This window comes from Neobacillus sp. B24 (assembly GCF_055381825.1).
Genome location: NZ_AP035777.1, coordinates 3,909,911 through 3,925,963 on the forward strand (window position 1 = coordinate 3,909,911; position 16,053 = coordinate 3,925,963).

The 16,053-nt window shown below is 42.1% G+C and carries 18 protein-coding genes; all 18 read right to left on the reverse strand.

Annotated features, from left to right (window positions below; genetic code table 11):
- Positions 1 to 14: 14 nt before the first annotated feature.
- Positions 15 to 1,319, reverse strand: a complete 1,305-nt coding sequence (gene lysA, locus ACZ43M_RS19365; RefSeq protein WP_464504149.1) for a diaminopimelate decarboxylase — start codon at positions 1,317 to 1,319, stop codon at positions 15 to 17.
- Between the two features lie 202 nt (positions 1,320 to 1,521).
- Positions 1,522 to 3,003, reverse strand: coding sequence for a spore germination protein (locus ACZ43M_RS19370; RefSeq protein ID WP_464508069.1), 1,482 nt, complete (start codon positions 3,001 to 3,003; stop codon positions 1,522 to 1,524).
- Entirely contained in the window at positions 2,993 to 3,562 is a 570-nt protein-coding gene (gene spoVAEA, locus ACZ43M_RS19375; RefSeq protein ID WP_464504150.1) for a stage V sporulation protein SpoVABEA, read from the reverse strand. The genes ACZ43M_RS19370 and spoVAEA overlap by 11 nt, the downstream gene beginning before the upstream one ends.
- Before the next feature lie 26 nt (positions 3,563 to 3,588).
- Positions 3,589 to 4,011: a stage V sporulation protein AB gene (locus ACZ43M_RS19380; protein ID WP_464504151.1), complete on the reverse strand. Its 423-nt coding sequence runs from the start codon at positions 4,009 to 4,011 to the stop codon at positions 3,589 to 3,591.
- A complete protein-coding gene (locus ACZ43M_RS19385) occupies positions 4,001 to 4,621 on the reverse strand; it encodes a stage V sporulation protein AA (RefSeq protein ID WP_464504152.1) in 621 nt (206 codons plus the stop codon). Before ACZ43M_RS19385 ends, ACZ43M_RS19380 begins: the two co-directional genes overlap by 11 nt.
- Positions 4,622 to 4,718: 97 nt before the next feature.
- Positions 4,719 to 5,477, reverse strand: a complete 759-nt coding sequence (gene sigF / locus ACZ43M_RS19390; RefSeq protein ID WP_464504153.1) for an RNA polymerase sporulation sigma factor SigF — start codon at positions 5,475 to 5,477, stop codon at positions 4,719 to 4,721.
- A 12-nt stretch (positions 5,478 to 5,489) separates the two neighbouring features.
- Entirely contained in the window at positions 5,490 to 5,930 is a 441-nt protein-coding gene (spoIIAB, locus tag ACZ43M_RS19395; protein ID WP_464504154.1) for an anti-sigma F factor, read from the reverse strand.
- Between the two features lies 1 nt (position 5,931).
- Positions 5,932 to 6,282 (reverse strand): anti-sigma F factor antagonist, encoded by a 351-nt coding sequence (spoIIAA, locus tag ACZ43M_RS19400; protein WP_464504155.1) that lies wholly within the window; start codon positions 6,280 to 6,282, stop codon positions 5,932 to 5,934.
- A 308-nt stretch (positions 6,283 to 6,590) separates the two neighbouring features.
- Positions 6,591 to 7,769, reverse strand: coding sequence for a D-alanyl-D-alanine carboxypeptidase family protein (locus ACZ43M_RS19405; protein WP_464508070.1), 1,179 nt, complete (start codon positions 7,767 to 7,769; stop codon positions 6,591 to 6,593).
- Between the two features lie 156 nt (positions 7,770 to 7,925).
- Positions 7,926 to 9,230: a pyrimidine-nucleoside phosphorylase gene (locus tag ACZ43M_RS19410; RefSeq protein ID WP_464504156.1), complete on the reverse strand. Its 1,305-nt coding sequence runs from the start codon at positions 9,228 to 9,230 to the stop codon at positions 7,926 to 7,928.
- A gap of 20 nt (positions 9,231 to 9,250) precedes the next feature.
- Complete coding sequence (locus ACZ43M_RS19415; RefSeq protein WP_464504157.1) at positions 9,251 to 10,081, reverse strand: purine-nucleoside phosphorylase; 831 nt, start codon at positions 10,079 to 10,081, stop codon at positions 9,251 to 9,253.
- A gap of 13 nt (positions 10,082 to 10,094) precedes the next feature.
- Positions 10,095 to 11,279, reverse strand: coding sequence for a phosphopentomutase (deoB, locus tag ACZ43M_RS19420; protein WP_464504158.1), 1,185 nt, complete (start codon positions 11,277 to 11,279; stop codon positions 10,095 to 10,097).
- A gap of 231 nt (positions 11,280 to 11,510) precedes the next feature.
- Positions 11,511 to 12,404, reverse strand: a complete 894-nt coding sequence (gene xerD / locus ACZ43M_RS19425) for a site-specific tyrosine recombinase XerD (RefSeq protein WP_464504159.1) — start codon at positions 12,402 to 12,404, stop codon at positions 11,511 to 11,513.
- 3 nt (positions 12,405 to 12,407) lie between these two features.
- Entirely contained in the window at positions 12,408 to 12,635 is a 228-nt protein-coding gene (locus ACZ43M_RS19430) for a YqzK family protein (RefSeq protein WP_464504160.1), read from the reverse strand.
- 143 nt (positions 12,636 to 12,778) lie between these two features.
- Positions 12,779 to 13,234, reverse strand: coding sequence for a ferric iron uptake transcriptional regulator (gene fur, locus ACZ43M_RS19435; RefSeq protein WP_464504161.1), 456 nt, complete (start codon positions 13,232 to 13,234; stop codon positions 12,779 to 12,781).
- A 119-nt stretch (positions 13,235 to 13,353) separates the two neighbouring features.
- Complete coding sequence (spoIIM, locus tag ACZ43M_RS19440) at positions 13,354 to 13,992, reverse strand: stage II sporulation protein M (RefSeq protein WP_464504162.1); 639 nt, start codon at positions 13,990 to 13,992, stop codon at positions 13,354 to 13,356.
- A 291-nt stretch (positions 13,993 to 14,283) separates the two neighbouring features.
- Positions 14,284 to 15,450, reverse strand: coding sequence for an endonuclease Q family protein (locus tag ACZ43M_RS19445; RefSeq protein WP_464504163.1), 1,167 nt, complete (start codon positions 15,448 to 15,450; stop codon positions 14,284 to 14,286).
- Positions 15,450 to 16,001 carry an NUDIX hydrolase gene (locus tag ACZ43M_RS19450; protein ID WP_464504164.1) on the reverse strand — a complete coding sequence of 184 codons (552 nt, stop codon included), beginning with the start codon at positions 15,999 to 16,001 and terminating at the stop codon, positions 15,450 to 15,452. Before ACZ43M_RS19450 ends, ACZ43M_RS19445 begins: the two co-directional genes overlap by 1 nt.
- Positions 16,002 to 16,053 lie beyond the last annotated feature (52 nt).

Sequence of the window (16,053 nt, forward strand, 5' to 3'; positions counted from 1 at the left end):
ATTGATGCGGCAGCTTATTTTAACGGCAGGTCGAACCTTACCAAATCTTCATATGTTTCCCGTTTGACAACAAGGATGGATGTTCCGTTTTCAACAAAGACAACAGCTGGGCGCGGCAAGCGATTGTAATTGTTTGCCATCGAATATCCATAGGCACCGGTGCAGAACACTGCCAGAATATCATCTTCCCCTGTTTCCGGCAATGGCAGATCCCAAATCAACATATCCCCGGATTCACAGCATTTGCCGGCAATTGATACTGTTTCTTTTGTCTGAGCGAGCGGCCGGTTGGCCAAAACCGCTTCATATTTGGCTTGGTACAGTGCTGGCCGGATGTTATCGCTCATTCCGCCATCAACCGCCAAATACTTGCGCACACCGGGAACCTCTTTGGAGGAACCAGGTTTGTATAGGGTAATCCCAGCATCGCCGACAAGTGATCGGCCTGGTTCAATCCAAATTTCCGGCATTGCCATTTCCTGCTGCTGGGTCAAGTTTTTAACCTCTTTAATAATTTCACGAACATATTGTGATGGAGAAATTGGCTCATCCTCTTTTGTGTAGCGAATGCCAAATCCACCGCCCAAATTCAACACAGTTGCTTCAAAGTCTATATTTTTCTTCCATTCTGCCAGCTTCTCAACAATTTTTTGAGCTGCAAGCAGAAACCCTGTTGTTTCAAAAATTTGCGAACCAATATGGCAATGAAGCCCCAGTACTTGGAAAAATTCAAAGGACAGCACATCTACTAATGCTTGTTCTGCCTGGCCATTTTGCAAATCAAAGCCAAATTTCGAATCCTCTTGACCTGTTAAGATATAATCATGGGTATGGGCCTCAATTCCAGGTGTAACCCTCAGCAGGATATTCGCCTTTACCTTTTTTTCAATACAAATTGTTTTTAATAGATCAATTTCGTAAAAATTATCAATTACAATACAGCCGATTTGATGCTGTAGTGCCATTTCCAATTCTTCTCTGCTTTTATTGTTCCCATGAAAATGAATTCTTTCTGATGGAAAACCGGCTTGTATAGCCGTATATAATTCACCGCCTGAAACAACATCAAGGGATAATCCTTCTTCTTCAGCAAGTTGGACCATGGCTACAGTGGAAAATGCTTTACTCGCGTATGCTACCTGCGCCTTGACATTTTCCTCCTGGAATGCTTGCTTAAAGCCTCTTGCCCTCTCTCGTATCAGTGCCACGTCGTAAACATACAAGGGTGTTCCATATTCCTTTGCTAAACTGACAGCATCAACACCGCCAATTTCCAAATGCCCAACTTTATTTACTCCTGTTGTCCCGTAAAAATACATTCCTTTCCCTCTCTCCGTAACGACTCACTACAGTTTATGTAGACAATCAAAAAAATAATAAACAAATAGACAGAATCCGCAAAAGAAACTGCCTATTTTGACTTTCGAAATTCTTAATTTAATTAAAATTACTGTAGCACACCTATCATTATTGTGCAATTTTTTTTGATAAGCAGCTTGTTCTACATCAGCAGCCGCACTTTTAATTAGGTGGCTGCCGGTAGCGGTTTCTCGGGTGAACAATGCTCGGTCTGAGGAAGGACCCCGGAACGGCACGGCGAATAACAATTTGCAAAAATCCTTTTGGCTCGAACGGAAGAAATGGCCACAAATAAGGTGTATTGAGTGCACGCATCCGAACAAGGAAGATAAACAGAACCGTGGTTCCGATTATAAACCCAGGCGCGTGGAAAAATGCCACCAAGAGCATTAACCCCATTCGGGCAATTTTATTGGCAACACTAAGCTCATAACTTGGGGTGGTAAAGGTGCCTATCCCGGCCACCGCGACATAAAGAATGACCTCGGGAACAAACAGGCCAACGTCAATCGCAATCTGCCCAATCAACACTGCAGCAATTAAACCCATTGCTGTTGACAGCGGTGTCGGGGTATGAATCGCGGCCATCCGTAAAAACTCAAGCCCAAAATCTGCCAAAAACAACTGAACAATCAGTGGAATATTTGTTTCCTTGTTAGGACCGATAAACTCCAGCTTAGCTGGAAGCAGCGATGGCTCAAGGACCATCAACAGCCAAAATGGCAATAAGAAGATCGAGGCGAACACACCCAAAAAACGGGTCCAGCGGACAAAAGTCCCCATCGCAGGCGCTTCACGGAACTCCTCCGCATGCTGAACATGATGAAAATATGTAGTTGGTGTAATAATAACACTTGGTGAGGTGTCACAAAAAATCACGACATGCCCCTCTAATATATGGGCTGCTGCAACATCTGCCCGTTCCGTATATCTCACAATTGGGAATGGATTCCATCCTTGCTTGACAATAAATTCTTCAAGCGTTTTATCCGCCATCGGGATTCCATCCGTATTAATGGCTCTTAATTCTTTACGAAGAATATTGAGCAAATCTGGGTCGGCAACATCCTGTAAATAGCCGAGGGACACATCTGTTTTGGAGCGTTTTCCTACTTTGAGCATTTCAAAACGGAGCCGCTCGTCCCGAATCCTCCTTCTTGTTAACGCAGTGTTTAAGATAATATTTTCAACATATCCATCGCGCGATCCTCTGACAACCTTTTCCGTATCCGGCTCCTGCGGGCCCCGTCCAGGATAGCTCCGCACATCAATAACGAATGCAGTACTTTCCCCCTCCACGACAATCGCGATTAAGCCGGAAAGTACCTGTTCCACCACTTTGTCGAGGGTTTCTACCTTTTCAACGGATTGATTCACCAGCTTATTTTCAAGGATTTTAAATAAATCGGTCGATAATTTCTCTTTATTATTGATTCCAACTAACTCTTTCATTAGTTGAATAATATACATCGTATCGCACAAGCCATTTACATAATATATATGAACTTCCTTTTTTAATATGGATAATTTACGAATACCGAAATCAAAACTTATCCCGAGACCAACACGCTGCTTCATATAATTTTCAGTTTCATGCACTGATTCCGGGATCGGCCATTGCTGCACCGGTTTCTCAGTCAAAATAACCACTCCTTTCAAGGATAAGTTCTACTGCTTTCTCCGTAATCGGTGACCCATGTTCACAGGAATCTCTTCTAGACATCTTGCCAACATCCCCAATTCCTACAACGATTGGAACGTTTAATTGATCCAGACAGTAGACAGTATCTCCATTTATTCTGCCAATTTCCAATTCAGCTATACCATATTTATCTACACCAAAAGGCGTAATCTCCCCTTCACGGTCAATGCTGACATCAACTTTCGTCCATTCTGCATTTCTTGTTTTTGCTGCTACTGCCACAATACCGAGGACATTAATCTCTTCATGCGATGCCACATATTTAAGAGCTTGTTCACCGGCACCTTCCCCAATAATGCCGCTATCATCAAACATTACCAAAACGGGGTCATATGGCGCCTCTTTTATTAAGGTAACGAGCTCGGGTCCGGATAATTTGGATGGATTACCCTTGGAAGCAGATATACACCGGCCGCCTACTCTTTTGGCTACCTGCTCTAATACCCTTTTTGTGTATTCATCACCATCAGTAACTAAAATGACATCTCTAAGAGTGTTCATATGGTCATGTTCCTTTCAAGGGGGATTCAATGATGAATGAAAAACATCCATTGAAAAATCGAACCGAATATCTTACCCAGCACCATGGCCATAATTAAAATGACAATTTTACCATCTAAGTTAATTCGTTTCGCTAAAATTGGAAAGACATTCAATGCTTCTGTGAGGCCTGCGGCCAGCATGCCAACGAATACACCACCGGTCAATCCAAGCGGGATTAAAAAATATGCGGAAATCCCGAGCTCAGGATCCCTCAGACTTGCCCAAACCCCTGTTAATGCCCCAATGACGACTCCCCATTCGTATTGATGAATCATCTTCATCGTTTTCGACAACTGTGTCAATCTGGGGATCACACCGAGGACTGTCAGAAATGCAACAAATCCCGAACCAACTGCCAATCCGCTTGCCAAACCTAGAAAAATAACGGCCAAAATTTTAATCGTCATGAACACGCTTCATACTTTCTTTATTTTCATGTAAAATTACGTAGTTATCTAAATCCATTTGATAATTAAACATCTCAACCTCAAGCGGACTTGGCTCATCATTAATTCGCTTTTTAAATACATGATTAAAAAATAAGATCATTCCAAGACCCAGACCAATGGAGTAAGGGATTTGAAACAATAACGGCTTGGCATCATGTTTACCTGTGATGATTGTGTATATTTTTTCTTGGACACTTCTCATACTGACATCATCATGAAAATTCATCAGGGTCATAGCTGAACCGAAAAAGAGCAGGAACCATATTAAAAGAAAAAAAGGAATCGAAACTCCCTTTTTCTTTGTTACTACTTCAATAATGGTTTGTGCCGGACCAATAGTTTGCACCTCAATTTCATTAAAGTCTTTCGTGATCAAGCGAATGACCTTCATGATATCAATGATAACAATATTTCCGTCTCTCTCAGCTAATTGGTGGATCTTCAAGGTTTCCAAGTAAGGGAGAATGGATTCCGGCGCAATAATTTGTGCGGCATCCTTTAATAATACGATTCCGTTTGGCGGGGCTTGAACACGATTCCTCATGCGAATGTATATCGTCATTTCCAAAACATCCACTTCCCACACAAAGTTTTCACGTATATCTAGTATGGGTAAAACGTGTGTTTTTATGAAAAAATTTAACAAAGAAAAAGGACCAAATGGATTAGAGATCCATTCGATCCTTCATTTGCTGCAGTATCTTTTTCTCTAGCCTTGAGACTTGAACTTGTGAAATACCAAGCCGGACGGCTACTTCAGATTGGGTTTGATCCTTATAATACCGCAAATAAACAATCAGCCTCTCCCGCTCATCCAACTCGCGGATGGCTTCTTTTAAGGCAATTTTATCGAACCATTTTCCATCATTGCCGTCATCAATTTGATCTAAAAGGGTAATAGGGTCGCCATCATTTTCATAAACAGTTTCATGAATCGATGACGGTGTCCGACTAGCCTCTTGGGCGAGAATGACATCCTCAGGCGAAAGCTCCAGATACTCGGAAATTTCGTTGACAGTTGGGATTCTTCCCAGTGTTTTGGATAATTCATCCTTGGCTTTGCGGATTTTGTTTCCCATTTCTTTCAATGACCGGCTCACCTTTACCGTTCCATCATCACGAATAAATCGTTGGATTTCCCCGATAATCATCGGAACAGCATAGGTGGAAAATTTCACATCATAGGAAAGGTCAAACTTATCAACTGATTTTAACAGACCAATACAACCAATTTGAAATAAATCATCAGGGTCGTATCCTCTGTTCAGAAACCTTTGTACAACAGACCAGACGAGCCGCATATTTTTTTCAACGATCGAATCCCTTGCTTCCTGGTCTCCTGCTTGGCTTCTTTGGATAAGCTCTTTGACTTCGTGATCCTTTAGAAACGTCTGATTTTTGTCGTTCTTGACCTCCACATCCATTGGCAAGTCTCCTTAATTGCAAAGCATTTTGCTGGATTTTAAATGCTTTCGTAGTCTGACCTCGGTTCCGCTGCCAGGTTGTGTGAGAACCTCTACCTCATCCATAAAGTTTTCCATGATAGTGAAACCCATTCCGGATCTCTCTAGTTCCGGCTTTGTTGTAAATAATGGCTGACGAGCTTCCTCCACATCAATAATTCCGATTCCTCGATCTTGGATTGATAAATCTATGACATTGTCCTCAATGGCTACCGATATATACACAATCCCATTTGCATCGTTATCATAACCGTGAATAATGGCGTTGGTTACGGCTTCCGAAACAACCGTTTTGATTTCTGTCAGCTCATCCATTGTCGGATCCAGCTGGGCAATAAAAGCGGCAACGGTTACACGGGCAAACGATTCATTCTGACTTAATGCACGAAATTGAAGACTCATTTCATTCTTCATCTTAGGCAACCCCCAATCTTTGCAACGCAAATTCTTCATTCGGTTCCATTTTAATAATCTTAAATAAACCGGACATATCGAATAACCTTTGCACTGCCGGGGAAATTGCACAAACGACCATTTCGCCGTGTACCTGCTTAATCTGCTTGTATCTTCCTAGAATAACGCCTAGCCCAGAGCTGTCCATAAAAGAGAGGCCTTCCAGATTCAAGACAATATGACGAATTTCATTTTCTTCTATTAGTGCAGTAGCTTTTTCACGCAATTCATCCGCTGTGTGGTGATCCAATTCACCGCTTAAACGAATGCATAATACGTCATGCTTTGTTTCAAATTCAATGTTAAGACTCACTATCTCCGTCCTCCTTAATCTGGTATAGTGAGTCAATTCGCCTCAACTCAGTTAATCTCCTTCTCTGGAAACAAAACTAGTTGTTTTTCGCTAAAAGTAGTGAAACTGCTCTAGTATTCGACAAATCGAAAAGCGGAAGCGCCTTGACCAGGGGCGACAAGCATAAGACGAGCCGGCTGGAAGGCTGCTTTTTAGCCCTCTTGACGGATTGGCTTATGACCCCGACCCTTAGGCGCTCCTCCTAAAAGCTATCGCTTTTAGTCGTGCGATGCTTATGCTGCCGAAGCTTTCCTTTTGAAGCTAGACAATCATTTCCCCGCTTTCGTAAACATACCGAATGAACGTTTATAAAGTGTCCACCAGCCCGCTTCTTTGATATCCTTGCTGGCAACCAGCGGACTTTCGAGAAGTACATTTCCGTTCTTAATCAATTTAATCGTTCCAACCTGATCGCCTTTTTTGATTGGGGCTTTCAGATTCTTCTTAAGAGAGATCTTTTGTTCAACATCAGAAACTTTTTCACCCTTTTTAGTCAACAGAGACAGCGGCTCGCTCGTTAGGGCCGTTACTCTTTTATCTTGGCCCTTGCTCACTTTCGCCTCACCAATTGCCTGGTTTCGTTTTAACATTGGATGGGTCTGATATTGGGCGAAAGCATAATTAAGCATTTTCGTCACTTGGGCATTGCGTTCCTTGGATGTTGGTGCACCAAAAACTACAGCAATCACGCGCATACCATCTTTTTGTGCTGTTGCTGTTAGGCAATATTTTGCCTCAGCCGTGAAGCCTGTTTTTAATCCGTCAACTCCTGGATAAAAACGAACTAATTTATTCGTGTTCACCAGCCAGAATTTTTTATCCGTATTTTCACGGAGGTAAGATTCATACATGCCGGTAAACTTCGTAATGTCTTCATATTTTAAGAGTTCTTTTGCCATAATCGCCATATCATGTGCGGAGCTATAGTGACCGCTTTCAGGCAATCCAGTTGGGTTTTTAAAAACCGTATTTTTCAAGCCAAGTTCTTTTACTTTTGCGTTCATCATGTCGATAAAGGCTTCCTCTGAACCTGCGAGATGTTCAGCCATCGCAACAGAAGCATCATTACCCGAACCAATGGCAATCCCCTGCATCATTTCCTTGGCGGTCATTTCTTCACCAGGTTCAAGGAAGATTTGCGAACCGCCCATGGAGGCTGCATGTTCACTAGTGCGGATTTTTGTATCCCAGTTTAGTTTCCCTTCATCTATAGCTTCCATGATTAGCAGCATGGTCATTACTTTGGTCATACTCGCTGGCGGTAGTTTTTCCTGGCTGTTTTTCTCATAGAGCACTTTTCCTGTATCTCTTTCAATTAAAACTGCGGATCGGACATCGGTGACAATCTCGGCAGTTTTGTTTTCTTCTTTCTTTTTCTCTTCGGCAGCCAAAACAGAAGGCGCACCGAAACTTGTAAATAATAATAATGTCACAATTAAATAAGCTATTCTTTTCACTCGCATAACCCTCCATTCTTTATAGCCACATTTTTTCCAAATTTAATAACTTTATACAAATATTACCTGTAAAACAAAATAAAAAATGGTGTCAGGGGACCATGTGAAAATTTCACAGGGTGCCTGACACCAACTTTAACTTAAAATTTATTCAGTTATTTCCTCGTGAATAAGAATTGGCGCTTCAATCTTGGATGCTGAGATTTTAATATTTTCATACAGCTTTGCTTTTACTTCGTTGACATCTTCGAAGTTGCTGTAGATGGTGACGAGAGAATCGCCTTTTTTCACCTTGTCGCCAATTTTCTTTCTTAATACAAGGCCTACAGCCAAATCAATCACTGATTCTTTAGTTGCTCTACCAGCACCAAGCAGCATGGCAGCCGTTCCTACTTCATCAGCGATGATTTCAGCTACAAAGCCATCTTCTTTTGCTTCCAATTCAAAGGTGAATTTTGCCTGTGGCAGCTTGGACGGATCATCCACAACCGAAGCATCACCGCCTTGAGAGCTTAAGAAAACCTTCAACTTTTCAAGGGCTGAGCCATCTTTAATGGCCTGTTCAAGTATAGCGCGTGCTTCTTTAAGCGAGCCTGCCTTCTGTGCCAAGAATACCATGTGACTGCCAAGCGTCAAACAAAGCTCGGTTAAATCTTCAGGACCTTCCCCTTTTAACGTATCTATTGCTTCCTTTACCTCTAAGGCATTTCCGATTGCAAATCCTAGCGGCTGGCTCATATCCGAAATAACAGCCATTGTCCGGCGGCCAACATTGTTGCCGATACGAACCATCGCATGGGCCAATTCACGTGAATCCTCCAGTGTTTTCATAAAAGCGCCAGCGCCTGTTTTTACATCAAGTACGATAGCATCAGCACCCGCAGCAATTTTTTTACTCATGATGGAGCTGGCAATTAACGGAATGCTTTCAACCGTTCCGGTGACATCACGCAAGGAATAAAGCTTTTTATCGGCTGGAGTCAAATTACCGCTCTGACCAATTACGGCAATTTTATTTTTATTTACGAGCTCAATAAATTCATTATTATCAATTTCAACGTGGAAGCCAGCAACCGATTCCAATTTATCAATTGTTCCTCCGGTATGACCGAGGCCTCGGCCAGACATTTTCGCGACAGGGACCCCTGCCGCAGCAACAAGCGGTCCCAGGACGAGTGTAGTTGTATCACCGACACCGCCAGTTGAATGCTTATCAACTTTAATCCCTTCAATTTGTGATAAATTAATTTGATCGCCGGATTCCACCATCGCCATCGTAATGTCGGCCCGTTCTTTTTCGGTCATGCCACGAAAAACAACCGCCATCGTAAATGCACTTACCTGATAATCCGGAATCGAACCTTCCGTATACCCTTTAATAATGTAGTTAATTTCTTCTGTTGTTAGTTCATGTCCATCACGTTTTTTCTCAATTAAATCGACCATTCTCATGTTTATTCACCACTTTATCATCACAATTTTCGATTACGCAAGCTCTTGACAATTTCTTTTACATAGAGAAGGAAATTGGCTTTTACCTTTTCGGTTGTTTCCATCACTTCATCATGGGTTAATGGCTGATCCAGAATTCCTGCAGCCATATTAGAAATACAGGAAATCCCAAGGACCTTCATTCCGCTATGGCGGGCGACGATGACCTCCGGCACCGTTGACATCCCGACGGCATCACCACCAAGACCACGAATCATCCGGATTTCAGCCGGTGTTTCATAAACCGGTCCAGGATTGCCAAAATAAATGCCTTCTTTCACATCAATATTTAAGCTGGAAGCTATTGTCTTGGCCAACGTACGCAATTCCCTTGTATACGCTTCAGACATGTCCGGAAAACGAACTCCCAGTTTGGAATCATTTGGACCAATCAGCGGATTGGTTCCCATATTATTGATATGATCTGTAATAATCATTAAATCCCCAGGCTCGAAACTTTCATTTACCCCGCCAGCAGCATTTGTAACAATTAAAATCTCAACACCGAGTTCCTTCATAACACGAACGGGGAACGTAACTTTTTCCATTGAATAGCCTTCATAGAAATGGAAACGGCCTTGCATCGCGACAACTTCTACACCATTCAACAAGCCAAAAACCAACTGTCCGGCATGACCTTCAACAGTCGAAATTGGAAAATCCGGAATCTCGTTGTAAGGTATTTTTACCGGGTTTTCGATTTCATCCGCCAGTACTCCAAGGCCAGAGCCTAGAATAAGGCCAATTTTCGGTGTATTATTATATTTCCCTTTCAAAAACTGTGCACCATTTTGGATTTTTTCAAGATTCATAATCCCGCCCCCTTTATTCAATTTCCGATAAAAAGCTTTTGCCGTAGTTCGGCATTTTCACTTTAAAATTGTCGGCAACAGTTGCCCCAATATCAGCAAAGGTTTCTCTTAATGAAAGTTCATGGCCATCTGTGATGCGCTTCGAGTAAACAAGTAATGGAACATATTCTCGTGTATGGTCAGTACCCGGTGCAACAGGGTCATTACCGTGGTCGGCCGTGATAATTAACAGGTCGTCTTCCGTCATTTTCTCAAATACTTCAGGAAGTCTTCCATCATATTCTTCCAATGCTTTCTCGTATCCTTCCGGGTCGCGGCGATGTCCGTACATGGCATCAAAGTCAACCAAGTTCAAGAAACTTATTCCTGTAAAGTCCATGTCAAAGGTTTCAACCAATTTATCCATGCCATCCATATTGGAGATAGTTCTTAATGATTTCGTCACACCTTCACCGTCATAAATATCGGAAATTTTCCCGATGGCAATCACATCAAACCCTGCATCTTTCAATTCGCTCATAACTGTTCGATCAAATGGCTTTAATGCATAGTCATGTCGATTTGGCGTTCGTTTGAAGTTACCCGGTTCTCCAACAAATGGACGGGCAATCACCCTGCCGACCATATATTTCTCGTCAAGTGTCAATTCGCGGGCAATCTTACAAATCTCATACAACTCTTCAAGTGGTACGATTTCCTCATGGGCAGCGATTTGCAGCACTGAATCTGCAGACGTATAAACAATTAACGCCCCTGTTTTCATATGTTCTTCGCCAAGTTCATCAAGGATTTCGGTGCCGCTGGCCGGTTTGTTGCCGATAATTTTTCGGCCTGTCCGCTGTTCTAATTCAGTAAGAAGTTCATCCGGGAACCCTTCAGGAAATACGCGGAATGGAGTTTGAATATTTAACCCCATGATTTCCCAGTGGCCTGTCATCGTATCTTTCCCGTTGGATGCCTCCATCATTTTCGTATAATATGCAAGTGGTTTTTCAGCCTTATCAATGCCCTTTAGTTGGCGAATATTGCTTAAGCCCAATTTGCCCATGTTCGGCATGTTTAAGCCGTTCATATGTTCCGCTATATGACCGAGCGTATCCGCACCTTTATCGCCAAATCTTTCCGCATCAGGGGCCTCACCAATACCTACCGAGTCCATAACAATAATAAAAATGCGTTTATATGTATTTGAAGCCATTCTATGATTCCTCCTTCAAAAATTGATACCGTTTTCATTCGTTAATAGAAAAATCACACAACCATATGTTGCCCTTTTAGAAATAGATTAAACTCAGGATGCAACTTGCGTAAAGTCAGAAGTCTGACATCTATATTTTACTATATAACTGTAAAAATACAAGAAAAAAGCCGCCTATTTTAAGGCAGCTTTTGACAATTACGTGAATTATTCTGATAATCTATCAATCTATCAGGGACGTGGATGAAATTTATTGTAAACATCTTTTAATCGAAGTTTTGTGACATTGGCATAAATTTGTGTGGTAGAGATATCCGCATGACCGAGCATTTCCTGAACCGCCCGAAGGTCGGCGCCATTTTCCAGTAAATGGACTGCAAACGAGTGGCGCAGCGTATGAGGCGTCAAGTCATTGTCAATCCCCGCTTCGAGCGCAAGTTTCTTTAAGATTTTCCAGAATCCCTGCCGTGTCAATCGTTTCCCCTGGTGATTTAGAAATAAACCTTGTTCTTGATGGTTTTTCGTCTGGAACAGCGGCCTGCTCTCCGTCAAATAACGCCTTAGTGCTTGCGATGCTGTTTGACCTATCGGAATGATTCGCTCCTTTTTGGCCTTACCGGTGCAGCGGACAAAGCCCATGTCCAAATGGATATCGTCAATGTCGATTCCGATAAGTTCACTGACGCGAATGCCCGTTGCGTAAAGCAATTCAAGCATCGCTTTATCCCTTATCCCGTAATGGTCAATTATTTGCGGCGTGTCCAATAACCTTTCGACTTCCGTCAGGGTTAATACCTTTGGCAGCGCCCGTTCCATTCGTGGTGTCTCCAGTTGAACAGATGGGTCATGGTCTGCACCTTTCGTTCTTAACAAAAATTGATGGAATGCCCGCAGTGATGCAATATGTCTTGCAACGGTCTTGGGTGATTTTCCATTATCCTTTAAATGATTTAAAAATTGGACGATATGAACACGCTGGACCTCATTCCACGTTTGTTTGGATTCTATCGATTTCAGGAAATGAAGATACCCCTTTAAATCCCGTTCATACGAAAGAATTGTATTTTGGGCTTTTTCTTGTTCTACCCGTAAATAGTGGATAAATCCATTTATTTGTTCTTCCATTGTTTACTCCCCATTTAAATAAAAAAATATCACCCGATCCAACAAGGAAGAGTCCTTTTCATCCAGGCCGTTTGAAACCTTCACAGCCGATCCTTGCGGTTCATCATAGCGATGGTAGTTTTGATATTCCTCTGATACCCACATGATACCATAATAAAAAAGAATCGTGCATCCGGTGAAAATGATAAAAACCTTTAAGGTTTGCCAGATTAATTTTAAAAAAGAGAACATATTACATCCCCCTGCTACCTTTCTATTAATAAAAGGTATGCCAAAATGGACAAGTTTTATACCTTATTCATGCTAATTCGGGGGGTTTTGTTTCATTTTTTAAAAAAGAAAAGCCCTTTTTCACGAAAAGGACTGACCTGTCATTATTCTTCCGTTTTTCCTTTATCCTGGCAACGGTGGCAAATGCCATGAAAGGTAAGGCGGTGATCTTTTATTTTAAAATTCCACTTTTTCTCAACTATAGCTTCGACATCCTCTAGTAAATCCTCCTGAATTTCACTAACGGCACCGCATTCTATGCAAACAAGATGATGGTGAAAATGGGCTGCCCCTTCCTGTCTAAGGTCGTAGCGAGATACCCCGTCACCAAAATTTATTTTATCGACAATTTTTAATTCCGTTAATAATTCCAAGGTCCGGTACACAGTGGCCAAACCAATTTCAGGCGATTTTTCTTTTACTAGGAGGTACACATCTTCGGCACTCAAATGATCCTCTTCATTCTCCAGCAAGACTCTGACGGTCGCTTCTCGCTGAGGCGTCAATTTATAGCTGGCTGAATGCAATTGTTTCTTTATTCTCTCGATTCTAGTCTCCATCCTGAAGTCCCTCCCTCGCCTCTCTGTTAATTCTCATTATAACAGATGACAAAAGAGAGTCAAAATAAAATTATTATAAATAACAATCTATAATTTATATTATATAATAATTACTATAATCAAGGTGTTCCAAGAATAGCTTTCATCAGCACTGGCGACAGGTACGCTTCAATGCCCGATGCCACCGAAATAAAGATGATAGCGGCAATCAAGGCAAAAATGTATCCCTTAAATAGAGGAACCATCGGCTGGGCATATGTTTTCATAAACTGCTTTTTGATCATTCTAATTGAAAAAATAACCGACAATGCAGCCATAATGATGAAAACGGGAATGATAATCAAGTTCTGCGGTAAGACGGAAGCTATCGCCAGCGAAAATCCCTTCCAACCCATTTGACTGACAAGAAATCCGACCGTAAACCCTACAACCATTCCTTTTAAAAATAGGAGAATAAGAATCACCGGGAGGCCGATAATCGAGATTCCAAGGATCCATATTAACCCAATGAATTTGCTATTATGGAAAAAGCTCTGTAAGAATAAATCCTTGTTTTCCGCTGCTTTTTCAACTGAAATTTGTCCAAAAAATTGCGATAAATAGTAGAATAAATCTTCTTTTTGGGTAAAACTCATGCTGTTAACAACGATCGCCCCAAAAATAACTCCCATAAAAAATAGCACGATAATAAATAAGAAAATTGAGGAATGCTCACGGAAATAACTGGCGGCATTGGACTGGTACAAACGTTTTTTCATTTGGCGGTTCCTCCTGTTTTTGCAATGGTTACTACATTCTATGCCGTTCTAGTATTTCTATGAATAATTTTTGATAGATTTAGAGTGGAGGTTTTGCTGCAGATTTTGTGGTTCGCGGATATATGCCTGTTTTTCGCAGATATATTTAATTTTTCGCGGATAAAATGATTTTTTCGCGGATATGTTGTTGTGTTTCGCGGATATGTAGTGAATATCCGCAGATATTTTCTGACAGGGTCTCATTTGGATAGCAAAAAACCCGACAATCCACATTGAATGTCGGGTTTTATCCTATTGATCGGCAATTTTTCCGTATTTTCCACCGCCGCCGGCAGACAAATGGACTTTTCCTTCTCGTGCCTGCATGATAAGTGCTGCTATTTTTTCCGGGACAACCTCTTTCAAGGCTGCAAACGGTACCTCGTGCAATATTGCCATTTCACTGCCAAAGTGATCAACCAATTTCCCCAGTAACCGTGGTCCAAGGCCGGGGATAAATTCCAGCGGCACTTGATGAACATAAGGAGGCCGGTCAGGGCGGCCACTATCCGTGGTTTTCAGTTCGAGAATCCGGTCGGCCACTCCTTTAATGATTTTAGGATGGCCGCACAGACTGCAGAGTTGATCGTTCTCGTTCGTCTGATTGGAACACTTGGCACAAACCGTTTTGTGATATTTTCCGAGCAGCGGGTCGAGGCCATAATTGGCAATGATTTTTCTGCCATCTTCCCCTTTTAGCGCTTTGTGCAATTCCTTGAAAGTTGGCTCCTGCATCGCCACCACCTGATATTCGCGAGCGATTTTGGCCAGCGAATGGGCATCAGAGTTGGTGACAAAAGTGTAATTATGCAGTTCTCCCAATTGATCGGCCATCTCTGTGTCAGAACTTAGGCCAAGTTCTATTCCGTCAATCAGATTCGGGTCAAGAACTTCTGAAAGCGACTTATTTACCCCTTTTCCATACAGGCTTTTAAATGGGGTAAACACATGTGCCGGGATAAAAATGCCTCCTAATTCTTTCACTTTTTTTTGCAATACTAAACCAGTAATATAGACTCGCTGCGAACTCAGCTGAATATTTTTCAGATGGGCCGAGAGCCAATTCGAAAACTCTCGCATGATGGCAAGAGTCGGAAAGTAACATAGCAGGTGGATGGGGCCGTTACATTGTTCATCGTAAATTTCTAACTCCGACCCGGGAATGACAGTTAAATCACCAAATACCAGTCCGCCGTCTTCGTGCTCGTAAATTTCCCCGCTTTGAATCAGACTCTCCATTTCCAAGATTACTTCTGGCGAATGGCTGTCAATGATCCCGACCATATTAAGTCCTTTTTCATGACGGGCATGCTCAATGATATTGGTAAATGTCAGTGACTTAGCACCTGTAATCTTGACAGGCTTGCCGGTCCAAGTCCGGCCGATATGAATATGTAAATCGACATAGTAGCGATTCATTATTTTTTCAACGCCTCTTGAAGTTGTAGGTACTGAACAGCGTAAATGGTTTTGGCATCATAAATTCTCTGGTCTTTAATATATTGCAGTGCTTCTTCTAGTGTTAACTCTTCCAAATTAACGAATTCATCCTCATCCAGAGCAGCGGAATTTTCCTTTACCGTTAAACCTTTTGCCAAAAACACGTGGACAATTTCATCGGCAAAGCCCGGTGAGGTATAAAAAGAGGTCACTAGCTCAAGACTTTCACATTCGTAGCCTGTCTCTTCCTCCAGCTCGCGGCGGGCGCAACTGGCAGGTTCTTCCCCTTTTTCCAGCTTTCCGGCTGGGATTTCGACTATCGTTCGCTCCAGTGCTTTGCGGTATTGTTCGACCATGATAATTTTATTCTCGTTAGTAACAGCAATAATCGCTACCGCCCCAGGATGCTTGATAATTTCTCGTTTCGACGTTTTTCCATTTGGCAGTTCGACTTCCTGCAGGTGCAGGCTGACGATTTTTCCTGAAAAAATTTCTTCACTCTTTATTGTTTTTTCCTCAAGCTTGCTCATTTATTGGTCAACTCCTGTTCTAGTCCGGTTCATTCCCGTCATACATTTTACC